13 protein-coding genes are annotated in these 15,084 nt (G+C 35.3%); 3 read left to right on the forward strand and 10 right to left on the reverse strand.

The features are described from left to right. The first annotated feature begins 35 nt into the window (after positions 1 to 35). A complete protein-coding gene (locus BMY56_RS04230; protein ID WP_091620383.1) occupies positions 36 to 602 on the forward strand; it encodes a cupin domain-containing protein in 567 nt (188 codons plus the stop codon). 33 nt (positions 603 to 635) lie between these two features. Here the strand turns inward: BMY56_RS04230 and BMY56_RS04235 are convergent, their stop codons facing one another. The 3 genes from BMY56_RS04235 to BMY56_RS04245 all read right to left on the reverse strand — a co-directional run bounded on the left by BMY56_RS04235 (position 636) and on the right by BMY56_RS04245 (position 2,969). After that, positions 636 to 1,409 (reverse strand): LytR/AlgR family response regulator transcription factor, encoded by a 774-nt coding sequence (locus BMY56_RS04235; RefSeq protein ID WP_091620385.1) that lies wholly within the window; start codon positions 1,407 to 1,409, stop codon positions 636 to 638. Then, positions 1,406 to 2,440 (reverse strand): sensor histidine kinase, encoded by a 1,035-nt coding sequence (locus tag BMY56_RS04240; protein ID WP_091620388.1) that lies wholly within the window; start codon positions 2,438 to 2,440, stop codon positions 1,406 to 1,408. The genes BMY56_RS04235 and BMY56_RS04240 overlap by 4 nt, the downstream gene beginning before the upstream one ends. 142 nt (positions 2,441 to 2,582) lie before the next feature. Continuing rightward, a complete protein-coding gene (locus BMY56_RS04245) occupies positions 2,583 to 2,969 on the reverse strand; it encodes a hypothetical protein (protein WP_091620391.1) in 387 nt (128 codons plus the stop codon). A gap of 214 nt (positions 2,970 to 3,183) precedes the next feature. Here BMY56_RS04245 and BMY56_RS04250 point away from each other — a divergent pair, with 214 nt between their 5' ends. Then, positions 3,184 to 3,678, forward strand: coding sequence for a heme-binding domain-containing protein (locus BMY56_RS04250; protein WP_091620394.1), 495 nt, complete (start codon positions 3,184 to 3,186; stop codon positions 3,676 to 3,678). Positions 3,679 to 3,722: 44 nt separating this feature from the next. On the opposite strand, the gene BMY56_RS04255 is transcribed toward BMY56_RS04250, so the two are convergent. After that, a complete protein-coding gene (locus tag BMY56_RS04255; RefSeq protein WP_091620396.1) occupies positions 3,723 to 6,038 on the reverse strand; it encodes a glycoside hydrolase family 113 in 2,316 nt (771 codons plus the stop codon). 135 nt (positions 6,039 to 6,173) lie between these two features. Between BMY56_RS04255 and BMY56_RS04260 the strand changes: the two genes are divergently transcribed. Beyond that, positions 6,174 to 6,893 carry a head GIN domain-containing protein gene (locus tag BMY56_RS04260; RefSeq protein WP_091620399.1) on the forward strand — a complete coding sequence of 240 codons (720 nt, stop codon included), beginning with the start codon at positions 6,174 to 6,176 and terminating at the stop codon, positions 6,891 to 6,893. On the opposite strand, the gene BMY56_RS04265 is transcribed toward BMY56_RS04260, so the two are convergent. The 6 genes from BMY56_RS04265 to BMY56_RS04290 form a co-directional block, all read right to left on the reverse strand. Next, the gene (locus BMY56_RS04265) at positions 6,894 to 7,076 is read right to left on the reverse strand and encodes a CPXCG motif-containing cysteine-rich protein (protein ID WP_091620402.1); all 183 of its coding nucleotides are present in this window, start codon (positions 7,074 to 7,076) and stop codon (positions 6,894 to 6,896) included. Between the two features lie 5 nt (positions 7,077 to 7,081). After that, positions 7,082 to 7,759, reverse strand: coding sequence for a hypothetical protein (locus BMY56_RS04270; RefSeq protein ID WP_091620404.1), 678 nt, complete (start codon positions 7,757 to 7,759; stop codon positions 7,082 to 7,084). A 22-nt stretch (positions 7,760 to 7,781) separates the two neighbouring features. Next, positions 7,782 to 9,101, reverse strand: a complete 1,320-nt coding sequence (locus BMY56_RS04275; protein ID WP_091620407.1) for a TolC family protein — start codon at positions 9,099 to 9,101, stop codon at positions 7,782 to 7,784. A 19-nt stretch (positions 9,102 to 9,120) separates the two neighbouring features. Next, entirely contained in the window at positions 9,121 to 12,390 is a 3,270-nt protein-coding gene (locus BMY56_RS04280) for an efflux RND transporter permease subunit (RefSeq protein WP_091620410.1), read from the reverse strand. Further along, positions 12,390 to 13,520, reverse strand: a complete 1,131-nt coding sequence (locus tag BMY56_RS04285; protein ID WP_091620412.1) for an efflux RND transporter periplasmic adaptor subunit — start codon at positions 13,518 to 13,520, stop codon at positions 12,390 to 12,392. Before BMY56_RS04285 ends, BMY56_RS04280 begins: the two co-directional genes overlap by 1 nt. A 486-nt stretch (positions 13,521 to 14,006) precedes the next feature. Further along, positions 14,007 to 14,891 (reverse strand): leucine-rich repeat domain-containing protein, encoded by an 885-nt coding sequence (locus BMY56_RS04290; RefSeq protein ID WP_091620416.1) that lies wholly within the window; start codon positions 14,889 to 14,891, stop codon positions 14,007 to 14,009. Positions 14,892 to 15,084: the final 193 nt, after the last annotated feature.

The following is a 15,084-nucleotide window of genomic DNA, read 5'->3' on the forward strand; positions in this document are numbered from 1 at the left end:
AAAAAAATATTATACATGACGTAATACATTTAATTATGAAAAGAAAAGGATTCTTTGCAGCACTTCTTGTGATTTCCACAATACCGATGTTGGCGTTTTCATCATTTGAAAAAATGACCAAAAAAGTGGAAAAGGGTTTTAAAATAAAATCAGGTGAAGGTCGTTTTCATGGCCATATAAAATTGAAGGGGGTTAATTCCAATATTTTGGATGTTAAGGTATCGGGAAAGGACACAGATGGTGACCTTGCTATATTTGAGCAGACCTCATTATCGCAAGGAAAAGGAACCCCGTTACATGTACATAGTTCACAAGACGAGATATTCTACATTTTAGAGGGCGCCTACTATTTTCAAGTAGGTGAGGAAAAATATCATATGGCCGTGGGAGATAGTATATTTTTACCTAGGAAAGTTCCTCACGCCTGGACACAGAAATCTGAAAAAGGAAAAATGACCGTGATTTTACAACCCGCAGGCAAATTAGAGGATTTCTTTGTAACCGTAGCCGCCTTAGACCATGAGCCCACAGTAGCGGAAATGAACCTTATTTTTGAAAAAAATGATATGAAGGTTATAGGCCCTCCACTACAACTAGAATAAGTATAGAGACAACAATAATTTCCCCAACATAATTTAAGAACCCATCCAGTTTTTAAAGTCCGATGCTTTGGCCTTACTTACTACTATACGCTCTTTCGAGACCGGGTTTACACTTAAAATAAGCTTCCCGTTGAAGTAGTATTTTAGATTTACGATCGCTTCGCGGTTTACGATACATTGCCTATTGGCCCTATAGAAAAGGGTTGGGTCTAGACTTTCTTCTATATCTTCCAATTTACCGTCTACCATATAGGTTTGGTTATCATTGCTGACTGCTTTTACTAACCCAAGATCTATCAAGAAATAAGCAATATCATTCGTTTTTAAAGGAATCAACTGATCCCGTTGGCTCACCAGAAACGTATTTTTATAGCTCTTTTTATCGGCATCGCCTTTTATCAACCCCAACAGACCCTTTAATTGGTCATCATCGATACCCTGTTCTTTTTCCTTAACCTGCACGGTAAACTGGGTTAGGGCATCGGTCAATTCTTCTTCGTCAATAGGTTTTAGTAAATAATCAATACTATTCACCTTAAAGGCCTTTAGCGCATATTGGTCATAGGCCGTCGTAAATATCACTGGAATATCGATTTTCACCTGTTCAAAAATCTCAAAAGAGATTCCGTCTGCCAAGTGAATATCCATTAGAACCAGTTCTGCATTATGTGGTGTTGAAAAATAGGCAACGGCAGCTTTGACCGTATCGATAATAGCTAAAACTTCTATTTCAGTATTTATGCGGTTCAATAAATAGACAAGATGATCACTTGCGGCAAGCTCATCTTCAACAATGACGATTTTCATTCTATTTTTCTTAAAGGAAGTTCTACTTGAAAGATACCATTTTCAGTACGTACAAGTATATCTTGTTGCTGTAAGAGCAAGTATCTTTTTCTCAAATTCAATAATCCGGTACCGGTACCCTCTGCCATTGTTGTTCTTGGGCGTAATGGGTTTTCTATAAAAATAGAATTCTCTCGTGAATAGACCCGAACCAATAACGGGTTAGATTCTGAAATTTCATTATGCTTTACGGCATTCTCTACCAAAAGTTGCAGCGCCAATGGCGGAATTTTCCGCCCCTTTAATCCTTCGGCAATATTGACCTCAATTTCAAACCGTTCTCTATAACGGGTTTTCATGAGATAGGTATAACTTTCTAAATACTTAAGCTCTTCGCGTATGCTCACCAAATCACTATCGCCACTCTGTAAAATATACCGGTACATGTACGAGAGCTTTTTTACAAATTGGGTTGCAGGTTCATTATCGCGTATGAGCGATGTCAACGAATTTAGTGAATTGAATAAAAAATGAGGATCTATCTGGTTTTTAAGAGCCGTAAGCTCTTTCTGTAGATTCTGATGTTTTAAATGCTCGTTCTCTATATCGCTTACCCGCTGGTTCGCTTGTAAGCGTAAAATTCTGGCAATGAAATAAAGTACGATCAACAAGGTAACGTACCCAAAGGTCAAAAAGCCCCTGCCCTCATTAGATAAAGGACTATCGACTATTATAGGGTGTAATGCTTTCCAAAGGGTTAGGGTGGCAAAAAGCATTACCAAATCCAACACAATAATACTTACAGTAGCAAAGGTGCCTCTAAGTTTAAATTTAATATACACCACATTGGCATTGATTTCTAAGATTGCCCAAGAGAAAAAGACCATAAACACCAAACGGAACAGAAAATCAACCACCCAAACACTTTCAAACTGTTCGTTGCCAGAGCTGATCATATTGTATACATGAATGTTTCTGGGCAAGGAAACCAAAACTGCTAACAAAAGGGCAATTTTAATAATCTGTTGTTTTTTAACTGTCGGTAAAATCATGACATATGCTTTAGAGGAGCGCTTTTCAAATTTACATCAATTTTACTGTCGATGCGCCGCCTAGTTTTTGAAGCCAAAAAAGGCCTTCAAATTAAATTTGAAGGCCTTTATCAACCAACCTTAATCAACTAACTAATTTAAACTATACTTTATAAGGGTCGAAATTTGCAGGCAGGTAATCATTAACGTCAAAACCTAATTCTACTTCTTCCTCTATTTCTAAAACACATATATCTGCTATATCTATTTGATACCCTTTGTAAGCATCAAAACCATATGGTAAATACTCTGATGTATCAATTCCTAAATCTATATCTTCTTCGATTTCGATTACATTAAGATCTATTGAAGAAACTAGAATAACTTCATTGGCTTGATCTTTTAAAACTTCCTCGAACGGATTAGTAACATCGTTGAATAAAGAAGCATTTGCAATCTTCATTTCTTTTCTATGTTTTTGTTCTGCCGTAAAGGAAATAAGAACTCCCGCTACTAGTACTAAACCAAAAATTAATTTTATTTTTTTCATGTTTTTATATTTTATTACGTTTCTTTTTATTTGATGATACAAATGTACAGTACAACCCTACCACGAATAGCGGCTTTTTAACTGAAGCGTCTATATTGCAAGATGAAACGTCTAAAAAGAAAACTGAACTTTTTTAGCGAGGCAAAGAATACTTTCATATCCATATAATTTATAACTTTAGAAAAGACAATTACTAGAACTAAAACTGCTTACCATGTTAAAAAAAATCATTTTCGCACTCATCGCCATTTTCATTATCATTCAATTTATACGACCAGAAAAGAATATTTCAGGTAATGAAACCTTCGCCATACAAACCAAATACAACATACCCAATGATGTAGAAAACATATTTCAGTCATCGTGTTATGACTGCCATAGCAATACTACCAAATATCCTTGGTATTCGAATGTACAGCCTGCAGCTTGGTTTTTGGCCGATCACGTTAAGGATGGTAAAAAGCACTTGAATTTTTCTGAGTTCACGAACATGCCACTCTTTGTACAAAATCATAAACTAGAGGAAACTAAAGAGATGGTTGAAGAAAAAGAAATGCCATTACCTTCTTATACCTATTTTGGACTTCACCCAGAAGCTAACTTGACCGATGCTCAACGTCAAAAAATTATTGATTGGGCAGATTCGCAGATGAATTATCTAAAACAAACGTACCCAGCGGATAGTTTGGCCTTCCCGAAAAGGGAATAGTTCTCTATCTTTTTAAAGCAGCTATGTAAACGGATGTGTTCTAATTATTTAGTGAACCATTTACGCACGGTTTCTTCTGCTAATTTGTTATTGGGCGTAAAGGCATTGTTGTCTTCACCACGGTACTCTAAAAAGCTTGGAAACTTCCACCACAGTATACCTTTGCACCATGGTTCGTTCTCAATACCTTTAAAGATGATTTCATAGCAACGTGCCTGCATTTCTTCATTAATGCTTTCATCTGCCTCTGCATGCGGATTCTTCCATGGTTCGTTAACACTTCTGAATCCGATTTCAGTGAAAACAATTGGCTTTTCGAAACGCTCGTATACCTTTTCAATTTTCTTTTTTACCCTATTGAAGCTCTCGCTCATTTCCTCATCGGTAGGATTATCATTCTTACTCAAGGGGTAATAACAATCTAGTCCGATATAATCCAAGTCATCCCAAAACTCTATATTCTCAAATTCTTCTCCCCAATTGGCAGCATACGTGATATGACCCGAAAACAATCCTCTTGTTTTCTTGATCATACTTCGCCAAGTTTCAGGTCTCGATAACGTTGCCTTTGTAAACTCGACGCCTATACAAAGGGCATCCATACCATGTATTTCAGCTAAAAAGGCATAATGGCGAATCCAGCGATAATAATGGTCATGAAACAAATCCCATTCTTCGTCACTAGGCATTTCAATTCCGCCAGGCCAACTTCCACCAACATATATTTGAGGTTTTAACATGGTATACATACCCATATCATGTGCAGTCGATAATGCATGAACCACAGCCTCATCATTCTCACTACCGGCACTATTACTAAAACGGAGTGGTGTCGCTGCATTTATATTGTTAATACCTGTATAGGGTACAAGTGCCATTGCATTGCTGCCCATAGACTTTTGCTTCAACAGCGATTCTGTTGCCTTTTTAGAACCATAACCATTGTAAATACTGTAGCCTTCATGAGCAAAATTGAATCCTTTTAAATACGGGAGCTCTTTCTTAACCACTTCTTCTTTCGGATAGGTCTTCGACAGGCTTTTTAAATAGAGTTGCCACTTCCCTTCTAATTTTTGTATTTCTTGGGTCGTAAGTTCACCATCTTTATAGTGGTACAAAAAGATTTCTTTACCCCAGGTTTGCATTAAAAAATCTACAAAAGCCCCTGCCAAACAATCTCGTATTAAAGAAGACTCCATCTCTAGAAACGAATTATCGAGCAGTTCCGCAACCGACAATGTATTTTCTGATTCTGCCAACCGTGCAGACCAATATTTATAGCCTTTCATTTGCCATTTATCGGTAAAATAAATGGGTAAACCTTGGGTGAGAATATCCTTTTTAGAAACCCCTAGCATATTACGCAGCAGTAGTTCATTATCCTTACCAATGTTGTTGTTCTTATATATTTTATTGGCAATGATATGAATAGAATTATTCAACGTATCGTAATGTGCTTGGTTCGTATTACCTGTCATTAAGCCCTTCTCTTCTGTGTTGCTATAAAAATTATAGGTGATTTTCGGAAAATCATCATTGTTTAGAAAAGCGAACACTTTGGAGGTGTTTCGTTTTATTTGCTCCTCAAGACTTCTTACTTCATTTGATTTTAATGCATTTTTATGATTTACGAACTGATACTTTTCTGCATTAAGAAGCACCTTGTTTCCCTTAGAGAAATCAAAAAATGTACTATTATCTGTTTTCCATTGCTCATTAAAATCTCCCATGACCACACGTTCATTATCATTATAGAGTTCATAATTAAGATTTTGCCAGTAAAAAGAGCGTCCGTTGTCCTTTACCTTTTCGGCAAAGAAATCAAATACCTGCTGCGCATCTGTTCCTGTCATAAAACTAAATGGTATTTTGGACATTAAAGGATTCGGATAAAAACTTACAGATAAAATAGAATTCTTATTCGTTATCTTATTCGAACCTATCATTATCGCTCTCCTATTTACCTGAAATGGAGTTTGGTCTATAAATTTTTCTAGAATTTCATTCTCGTCAATAGCCCCTAACAGAAAAACAACATTCTTCTTAAGAATTTCGTCAGTAACCTCATCAGCTCGTTTATAAAGAATTTTTGCACTGCGCCAAGATTCAGTAGGTTCTAGCAACGAAAGCTCTTTGAGTATCTGTTCATATTTGTTGCTTAACACACTATCCTTAGCGGCATACACTACAAGTATTTCTCGTTTTTCAAAAAAGCTGCCTCTAAGTTCTCGCCGTGTAGGTATGGAATCTAAAGTTTCAGGCACTACTGCATTTTCAGCATTTGGGAAATATTCAACACCAGCATAGCCAACGATACCTAACGCTACAACCAGGGCCAGTACTACATATTTCTTTTTCATACGCTGCAATGAAGACAATTACTTGTTTAAGATAGTGAAACTGTAAAACGTAAGCGAACACCTTATCATTATTTAACTTTTACAGTCAAACCTCTTAAAAAATATCGAAAACCTAGTTTTGTAAATAAATCAGAAATGAAGTGTAACTTTGAAGCACCAATTACCCAATACCACATGAAACCAATTGTACTATTCACTCTATTTATCTATTCAACCCTTTCTTGTTTTGCACAAAGTACTGTAACTATACCTTTACAGAAATTTACCGAACTCAAGGTTTATGACCGCATTACCGTAAATCTTATTAAAGGAGAAGAGAATAAACTTGTGTTGAGTGGTGAAGATAAAGAGGATGTTAGCATTACCGAAAATAATGGACTCTTGAAGGTTAAAATGGGTATTAATGAGTTTTTATCTGGCAATACTGTTAATGCTAAACTATACTACACCGAAGAATTAACTGTAATCGATGCCAACGAAAATGCAAGAATCGTTTCTAGTGGAATAATTAAGAGTTCGACAATAGAAATTAGGTCGCAAGAAGCTTCCACTATCACCTTAAATATTGAAGTAGATACGGTTAATGCGAAAAGCACTAGTGGAAGTGATATCAAGCTTTCTGGCACTACTGATTACCAAGATGCCAATATAAATACCGGCGGCAAACTGTACAATAAAGGATTAAAGTCTAGGTCTACTTCAGTAATCGTTTTAGGTGGTGGTATTGCAGAGGTTTACGCAAGTGAAAAAATCATTGCCAAAGTAAAAGCTGGTGGAGCTATACAAGTTTACGGAAATCCGAAAATTATTGATAAGGATGATACTTTTGGTGGTAAAATAGAATTCAATAACTAACTACTGCTCTATACTTTGAGCATCGAAGGCAATGAGTTCATTATCTTCAAAACGCGGTGTTAACTCTATTGGGTTACAACACACTTCGCAATCTTCTACATAGGTCTGTTGGGTAATAGATGGGTCGAGAAGCATAGAAACTTCTTCCCAACAATATGGACATTGAAAAAAATGCTCGTACATAGTATTTATGCCCCTTTCAATTTTTTAGCCAATTCTTTTAGTGTAAGGGTCTGTACCAAATTATCGGCATTTGAAGTAAAAATGGTCTGGTTACCTAACTTCAAAAACAAAGTATCTTCATCAGTCTCTACAAATAGTTCAGATGCATTTGCCTTAATCTCTTCTAACTTAAGATCGAAACGTTTCTTTAAGGTAATTAAACCATTAAAATTTGTAAGCTCAAAACCAGAATAATCAAATACCCGTTTTAAACCGCTAAAAAATCCAATTCCAATAAATATGCAGCCAGCAATGGCAAACTTATAGGCCAATGTAAACACATCTAACTCGTCGCCATTAATAAAAGTAAACGCTAGGTTTATACAGCCGTAAATTCCTATTAAAAAAACGATTACCCCTAAAATAATAGCGATAACATCTGTAAACAAAGCCTTGTTCGTTCTGGTAACTGTAATGCCATCAGAATTTTTATCCGCTTTAAATCCGAAATCCTTCAAATATTCTAGATTCTTTATTTGAGTTAGTTTACTGGAAATAGAAGCTTCTAACGGACTAAGATCTACTTGAATATCACGTTTCTTTATTTCCTCTCTTAAACTTATCTGAGATTCAAACGTAAGAAGTGACTGTTGATAGAGTATCTCTATTAGCTCGCTATTTGTTCTTTTGATATACATGTCCATACCTTACCTTATTAAGTAACTGTTACAGTTCAATATTTAATAATTGTCCCGTAAGTTGTAGTAATTGAAGCTCTGCCAACTTAGCATCGTACTTTGCTAAATTTTTGTTCGTCTGCGCATTCAATAAATTTATTTGAGCTTGCCTAAATTCAATAGATGTAATACTACCTAATTGAAATTGTTCGTTAGAGCGTTCAAAGTTATTCTGATTGGTCACGACATTCTGTTCTTGCAAGCTAAAAACCTGCAATCTATTTAGGTAGTTTTCCTTGGCGTTTTGCACATCCCTTAAAACCTGTTGCTCTATTTGTTCTTTAATAGTTTCTTGGTTATCCAGAACTATTTTCGCATTCTTTATCTGTGTAATACCATTACCGCCATCAAATAGGTTCCAAGTAAGATTCAAACCGGCAGATATTCCTGTTGAAACACTTGAAGCTAAAAAGTTAGTTGCAGGAAAATTACCTTCGTTCCAACCATATGATCCAGTAAGGCCAACGGTTGGTAAAAAAACAGACTTACTAGATTTATAAGCGTAATCGTTTATTTTGATATTTTTTTCGGTCTGTAATACGCTTACATTATTCGCAATACCTTTATCTAAAAATTCTTCTAAACTTATAGGGTTTACAAAGGCGATAACAGTATCGACCTCAAAAGAGCTTGCAAGATCTCGATTCAACAATAGATTTAAATCTCGTTTTGTATTCCTAAATGTTTGTCTTGTATTCATTAGATTGATACTATCGTTTACCAAATCTACTTGTGCATTTAAAACATCTAACTTATTTGTCTGACCATACTCAAAACTATATTCAGAACGTTGTAAGCGCTTTTGTGTATTCGAAAATGTGTCTTCTAAAACCTTAATATTCTCAGTAAGTCTTGCCACTTCAAAATATACAGTATATAACTGTATCATCGTTGTTTCTATGGTTTCTCTAGTTTCAAGTTCACTTAAACCATATTCCTCCTTAAGTCTTTTATAATCATACCAACGGCCTAGACCATCAAATAAGGTGTAATTTAAATTTAAAGAAGCATTGTAACGTGTAGTTTCGGCACCATCAATTGCCCTAACGCTACCATCTTGAAAAGTAGCTTCTTGATTGCTTTGATCAAATGACCCACCAGCATTACCTGTTAAACTTGGCAAGTAGCCAGAATTTAAAATGTTCTTATTATTATCGGCTATTTTTAAATTGTTTTTAGCAATGATTACCCCAAAATTATTTTTTAAGGCAAGTGCTATCGCGTCTTCTTTTGAGAGTGTATTCTCTTGTGCGAATACACTACAAAATGGAATTAACAACAATAAATGGATGAATCGTAATCTAATCATTATACTATACTTCTAATTTCTAATGAATATTTGAACTAACTTCTGCGTGATCGTGATGACTCTCATCCTCGATTGAATGATTCTTTTGACCTTCTAGATGTGCAGCTTCCTTACGCTCCGTAATGGCTCTTTCTACTTCTTCTTTTGTAATCTTATGACCCGAAGCCAACATTTTATTACCAGCTTTTATATTATTACTAAACGATAGAAATAGTGGCAACATCAATAACGTTAATATGGTGGCAATACCAATACCATAGGCAATAGAAATCGCCATCGGTTTTAAGAATTGCGCTTGTCTACTAGTCTCTAACATTAGTGGCGCCAAACCTGCAATAGTTGTAATCGAGGTAAGGAAAATTGCCCTGAACCTAGATTTACCTGCTTCGAAAATAGCATTGTCAAAGGTCATACCTTCACGTAAGTTAGAATTGAACTTACCAATTAGCACCAAGCCGTCGTTCACCATAATACCAATTAAGGCAATGATTCCTAAAATCGATAGTACGTTGATAGGAAAATCGTGAATCCAGTGTCCCCATGCTACTGCCGTAAAACTGAAAGGCACTAAAAGCAATAACATTAATGGCTGACTAAAGCTTCTAAACGTAAAAGCAATAGTGATGTATATTAAAAGTAAAACGGTGAATCCTACCAATTTCAAAGACCCTGTTAATTTACCCAACTCTCTATTCTGCCCTTCATAGGAAGCATTAACCGTTGGATACTTTGAGTGTATTTCGGGCATGATGACATTTTGTATTTCTGTCATGATATCCGTAGGACTATCCTTTACATCTTTCATGTCTGCAGATACCTGAATTTCACGCCTGCCTTCTAATCTATTAATTGCAACATCGCCACGCTCAATAGTGTAATCTGCTATTTCACTCAACGGAACACGTTCACCTGTAGGAGTGACAATTCGCATATCGTCTAAATTGGTAATCGAAGAACGCTCATCTCTTTCATATCTTACCCACACCCTAATTTCATCTTGCGATCGTTGAAAACGCTGTGCTTGTACACCGAAAAATCCTGATCGTACCTGTGCCATTACCGTACGAAGGTCCAGACCTAACAAATAGGCATTCTCTTTTAAGGTCAATCGAATTTCCTTAATACCAGCTGGATCATTATCAGCAATATCTTTTAATCTGGAGTTATTCAACAAAATGTTCTTTAATTCCATCTTTGCAGCTTTAAGCTCTGCTATATTGTTACCCAGGAGCGAAACTGACACAGGAGAACCACCAAAGTTTCCACCTGAACCATATATTAAACTTTCTACCCCAATGACTGGCCCAACTAGTTCTTCTAGTCTATTGGTTACCATATCTGAAGAAATCTCATCGGGTCTTTCCTCACCAGGCAAAAGGTTTATATTTAATTGTGCAGTAGATGAACCTGGACCTAAACGTCTAATAACATTCTCAAAAAGCATTTTATTTGTGCCTTTAAGATATTTTTCTGTCAATTCTTGATTTACAATTTCTGCTTTTTCCTCAATCATGGAAATAATAGAATCTGTAATTTTCTCATTAGTACCATTAGGCATTTCTAATTCTATACCTACCCTGTCACTGGCTATTCTTGGAAAAAATGCAGTTCTAATAACACCCCCACCAATAGAACCCAAGGTTAATATAAGTGCCCCTAAGAAAAGACTAAAAACAAAAATTTTATAGTTCATTGCAAAATGTAATGCGGGCGAATACAATTTATCGCGCATCCATGTCATCATTTTATCACCAAACTCATTAATAACCCGTAGTTTGGCAAATGCCTTTCCTAATCCGCTTTTTGGTTTGTCATCTAAAGGCTGTAATGCTTTGGAGTGCGCCAAGTGAGCAGGTAGAATAATTAATGCTTCTACTAATGAAACCACTAATGTCAGAATAACGATTACAGAAACTTCACCAAAGAACTCCCCTATTCTACTATCTAAAAACAAGAATATTGAGAAGGCTAATATTGTAGTAATAATCGCGGAAATAATCGGAGGCAATACCTCCATAGTGCCATCTACAGCAGCCTGTACAGGGGTTTTTCCCTTTTCGTAATGTTGATAAATATTCTCGGCTATAACAATACCATCATCTACCAAAATACCAATAACGATTATCATACCGAATAAAGACAAAACGTTGATGGTTACATCAAAGAAACCAGCAAAAACAAACATCCCTAAGAATGCTACCGGTAAGCCGAAGGCTACCCAAAATGCCAATCTTGTGTTTAAAAACAAGGACAGGAAAATCAGTACCAACAACATACCCATGATAGCATTCTCCGTCAATAATTGGGTACGTTGAACAAGGGTTGTCGACTGATCAGACACAATGTCTAACTTAACGTTGTTGTACTTATCATTAAAATCTTCTATATATTCTTTTACCTGTTCTGCAGAGGATATTAAATCTTCATTATTGGTACTTGTAATTGTAGTACTTACCGATAAATTACCATCAAAGTAAGTCGCATTAGGCGATTCTGCAAAACGGTCTTTAACGATAGCCACATCTTTTAATCGAATAACCGTACCTGATGGGTCTGCCTTAACCACTAAATTATTTAACTCATCACCATAATATGCACGATTATTTGCACGTATTAAATATTCCTCTGCATCGGTCTTAATATTACCGCCCGTTACAAGAATATTGGCATTACTTACTGCATTAGCAACCTCAGTAAAAGATATGCCATAAGCCAAAAGGTTATTTTCATTAACGGCTATTTCAATTTCCTCTGCTGGAAATCCTGAAATTTCTATTTGAGAAATACCCTCCATTGCTCTCAGGTCATTCTCAATTTGACGACCAACACTTTTTAAAGTCGCTAAGGGAATATTTTCACCGCTAATAGCAAAAGCAATAGTTTGACGAACGGCCTCTAGCTTCGATACAATTAAAGGTTCCATACCAGTTGGGAATGTTGGCACCCTATCTACCGCATTCTTAACTTCTAATAGCATAAAGTCGATATTCTCTCCTTTTTCTATTTCGACATTAATGGTACCACTATTCTCCCTAGAAGTAGAGGTAACACGATCAACCCCTTGCAGGCCTTTAAGGTTATCCTCTATCTTTAACACAATACCCTCTTCAACCTCTTGCGGTGAAGCACCTGGGTAGGTAATGGTAATTGCAATATTCTTAGAATCCGTTAAAGGAAAAAAAGATGATTTTAAAGCCTTTGCACCTACTATACCAAAAAGGGCAAAAGAAATTACCACAACATTAACGGCAACATGATACCGAATAAAGTATTCTATCAGTTTACGCATTATCCTTTTGTATTTTCTTGTTGTTCGGAGTAAATTTTAACTGCCATACCTGTATAAGCGCCACTTAGCGGTTTGGACATTATGGTTACGCCATTGGGCACATCTTTTAGCACTACACGTTTATCTGAAAAGTAAACAGGGTTAACATCGATGATATCCAAAACCGAATCACGTACTACAAAAATTCTGTTTCCATCTAAAAGCAAACTTCGATCCACCTCAATAGCATTCTCCTCTTTTTTGGCATCTAAACTGGCCTCTAAGTACATACCTTCACGTAAGTTCTTATTATCTACTTCTATATATGCTTTAACGGTTTGTGTTGCTTGATCAATACTACCGTTGATTCTAGTGACTTTACCCTTATACGTAGTATTGTCATCTAAATTTGTAAGCTCTACCGATTCACCTAACTTTAAAAGGTCTGTGTAGCGCTTGCTGATAGAAACTTCTAGCTCGTATATCTCTGGATTAATAAATTCACCTAGTTTTTGACCTGCCCTTACTAAAGTACCTTCTGTAACCAAAGCTTCAGTCAGCACCCCAGAAAATGGAGCGGTAATACGATATTTAGAAAGTCGTTGTTCTAAATTCTTTACATTGTAATAACTTGTCAAAATACCTCTACCAGATATAAAGAATTTTTCTTTTTCAGTTATCATTTCAGGAAGTGCCGGAGTACTTTTTGACATATCAAAATTGGTAAGGTAGCTTTGCCATTTTGAATATATATCTGGATAATCTAAACGTAAATCCGGCATTATCGCCGTAAGTTGATTGAATAAATTACTTTTCGCAGATTGAACACTTGCTGCATATTCATCGGCATCTATATTTATTACCGTTTCACCCTGTCGAAAAGCTTGCCCTTCTTTAAAAAGTTTACTACCTCTTTTAAATACACCTTGAACTTCGGCATATAACTCTACACGTTGTTTTGCCGTTAAATTACCGTTTGCCGATACGACAATAGGCACAGTACCATTTTCAACTACCTCTGTAAAAACAGTTTTAACCACTTTTTCAGATTTTGGTTTAAACGTTTTTTTACTATCTATAATAACCTTAGATAAAAAGAAGGATACTACAATTAGTAAAATACCCAGTACGGTAAAAATAATTTTTCTCATTTGGCAATATAATTTTTAGACTTTATCAGTTCTAGTAATTGATTGATTTATATACTTCAGTTTTCAGTTATTCATTGTCTTATACGGACACAAATTGTTTCATTATCAAACCCCTTCATCTAAATTCAAAAGATAAAGACCGTATAAAACAGAAAAGGTTTAATCTTAGAGATATAAATAATTTATTAATCATCATCATTCACGCAGCATATTCAATTTGGAAAGAAAACCACAGTAATCTGGGTACTCTAGCTAAATATGCAAATTGAACCTCCTAATAAAATTAAATGAATACTTAATACATCTTTTGGCTGAAAATCATATCAACCCACCCTCAAACTAATTAAAAAGCGAAACTACAAAAAAACATATATGGCTTTTAACATTTAAATGGTTAAAGTAATCATAAAGTATGCTGAATTTTCTGAATGTTAAGCGCAAAAAAAAGGGATGCATTAGCATCCCTTCTATATAATTGAAAATCTTCTAATTTCTGTTTACATCTTCATACTTTGTATCTACCACTCGAGTCCTGCTCGATTTGGTACTACCTAATTTCATATTTAAAAATTCGTCGTCACTATCAAAAACAGCTAATTTTTGACTTTGCATTCTTAATAATGAATTCAAAGATCTAAAGTCATTGCCTTGTAATTGCACAAATTCAAGATTACTTAATGTAGCCATACTACTTGGTACGTCACCTTCAAATTGATTGTAAGAAAGTATAAGTTCCTTTAAATTTACAAGCCTACCTAAATCAACCTCTATTGGCCCAGTCAGCTTATTACCAAAAAGCTCTAACCTTTCTAAATTCAATAGTTTTTCAATTGACTTGGGTAAACTACCTTCTAAATAATTACTTGAAAGATTTAAAGCTTTTAAATTTTCCAATTCTCCAATTCCGCTTGGTATAGCTCCCTGAAATAAATTATTAAACATAGATAGCTCTTCAAGGCTTTTCATTTTTGTATAGTCTTGAGGCAATGTCCCGCTTAACTTATTCATCTCAAGCCGAAGTGACTTTAAGGTTTCTAATTCAAATAAATCTTTAGGCAAGTTGCCCGTTAAGGTATTAAATGAAAGATTCAAAGTCTTTAAATTGGTAAGAGCGGCAATACCATTGGGAATTTTTCCACTAAGATTATTTCGGTATAATTTTAAGCCAACAACGTGCCCATCATTTATTTCTACGCCGTACCACGAAGATGGATCCGCTTTTAAATTCCAAGTATTCTGCCATTGTTCACCGACTGTACTTTTGTGGAACTCTAATAAATATTGTTTTTCACTTTTAGGAATTTGTGCATTAGCTATGCATCCACTCACCATAAAGAAAAATATGCAAGTATATTTTAGAATGTTTTTCATAATATGGAATTAATTAATCGTGGAGTGAATTTTTGAACTGGCATACTTCTGTCAACTCTTTTAAAAAACAGGGGTAGACTAAAAAGCACCTACTATATAACGTTCAAAAAATAAATTTATGATACCTCGAAAATGTTAAAGTATTTTAACTAAGAAAGAGATGCTGTTCAACATCTCTTTCTTTTACCAAACT

The sequence above is a fragment of the Maribacter orientalis genome, assembly GCF_900109345.1.
GTDB classification, from domain to species: Bacteria; Bacteroidota; Bacteroidia; order Flavobacteriales; family Flavobacteriaceae; genus Maribacter; species Maribacter orientalis.

Bases quoted from the DNA above. Each gene is read 5' to 3' on its own strand.
- BMY56_RS04230 (WP_091620383.1), top strand. From the start codon at position 36: ATGAAAAGAAAAGGATTCTTTGCAGCACTTCTTGTGATTTCCACAATA.
- BMY56_RS04235 (WP_091620385.1), bottom strand. From the start codon at position 1,409: ATGAAAATCGTCATTGTTGAAGATGAGCTTGCCGCAAGTGATCATCTT.
- BMY56_RS04240 (WP_091620388.1), bottom strand. From the start codon at position 2,440: ATGATTTTACCGACAGTTAAAAAACAACAGATTATTAAAATTGCCCTT.
- BMY56_RS04245 (WP_091620391.1), bottom strand. From the start codon at position 2,969: ATGAAAAAAATAAAATTAATTTTTGGTTTAGTACTAGTAGCGGGAGTT.
- BMY56_RS04250 (WP_091620394.1), top strand. From the start codon at position 3,184: ATGTTAAAAAAAATCATTTTCGCACTCATCGCCATTTTCATTATCATT.
- BMY56_RS04255 (WP_091620396.1), bottom strand. From the start codon at position 6,038: ATGAAAAAGAAATATGTAGTACTGGCCCTGGTTGTAGCGTTAGGTATC.
- BMY56_RS04260 (WP_091620399.1), top strand. From the start codon at position 6,174: ATGAAGTGTAACTTTGAAGCACCAATTACCCAATACCACATGAAACCA.
- BMY56_RS04265 (WP_091620402.1), bottom strand. From the start codon at position 7,076: ATGTACGAGCATTTTTTTCAATGTCCATATTGTTGGGAAGAAGTTTCT.
- BMY56_RS04270 (WP_091620404.1), bottom strand. From the start codon at position 7,759: ATGGACATGTATATCAAAAGAACAAATAGCGAGCTAATAGAGATACTC.
- BMY56_RS04275 (WP_091620407.1), bottom strand. From the start codon at position 9,101: ATGATTAGATTACGATTCATCCATTTATTGTTGTTAATTCCATTTTGT.
- BMY56_RS04280 (WP_091620410.1), bottom strand. From the start codon at position 12,390: ATGCGTAAACTGATAGAATACTTTATTCGGTATCATGTTGCCGTTAAT.
- BMY56_RS04285 (WP_091620412.1), bottom strand. From the start codon at position 13,520: ATGAGAAAAATTATTTTTACCGTACTGGGTATTTTACTAATTGTAGTA.
- BMY56_RS04290 (WP_091620416.1), bottom strand. From the start codon at position 14,891: ATGAAAAACATTCTAAAATATACTTGCATATTTTTCTTTATGGTGAGT.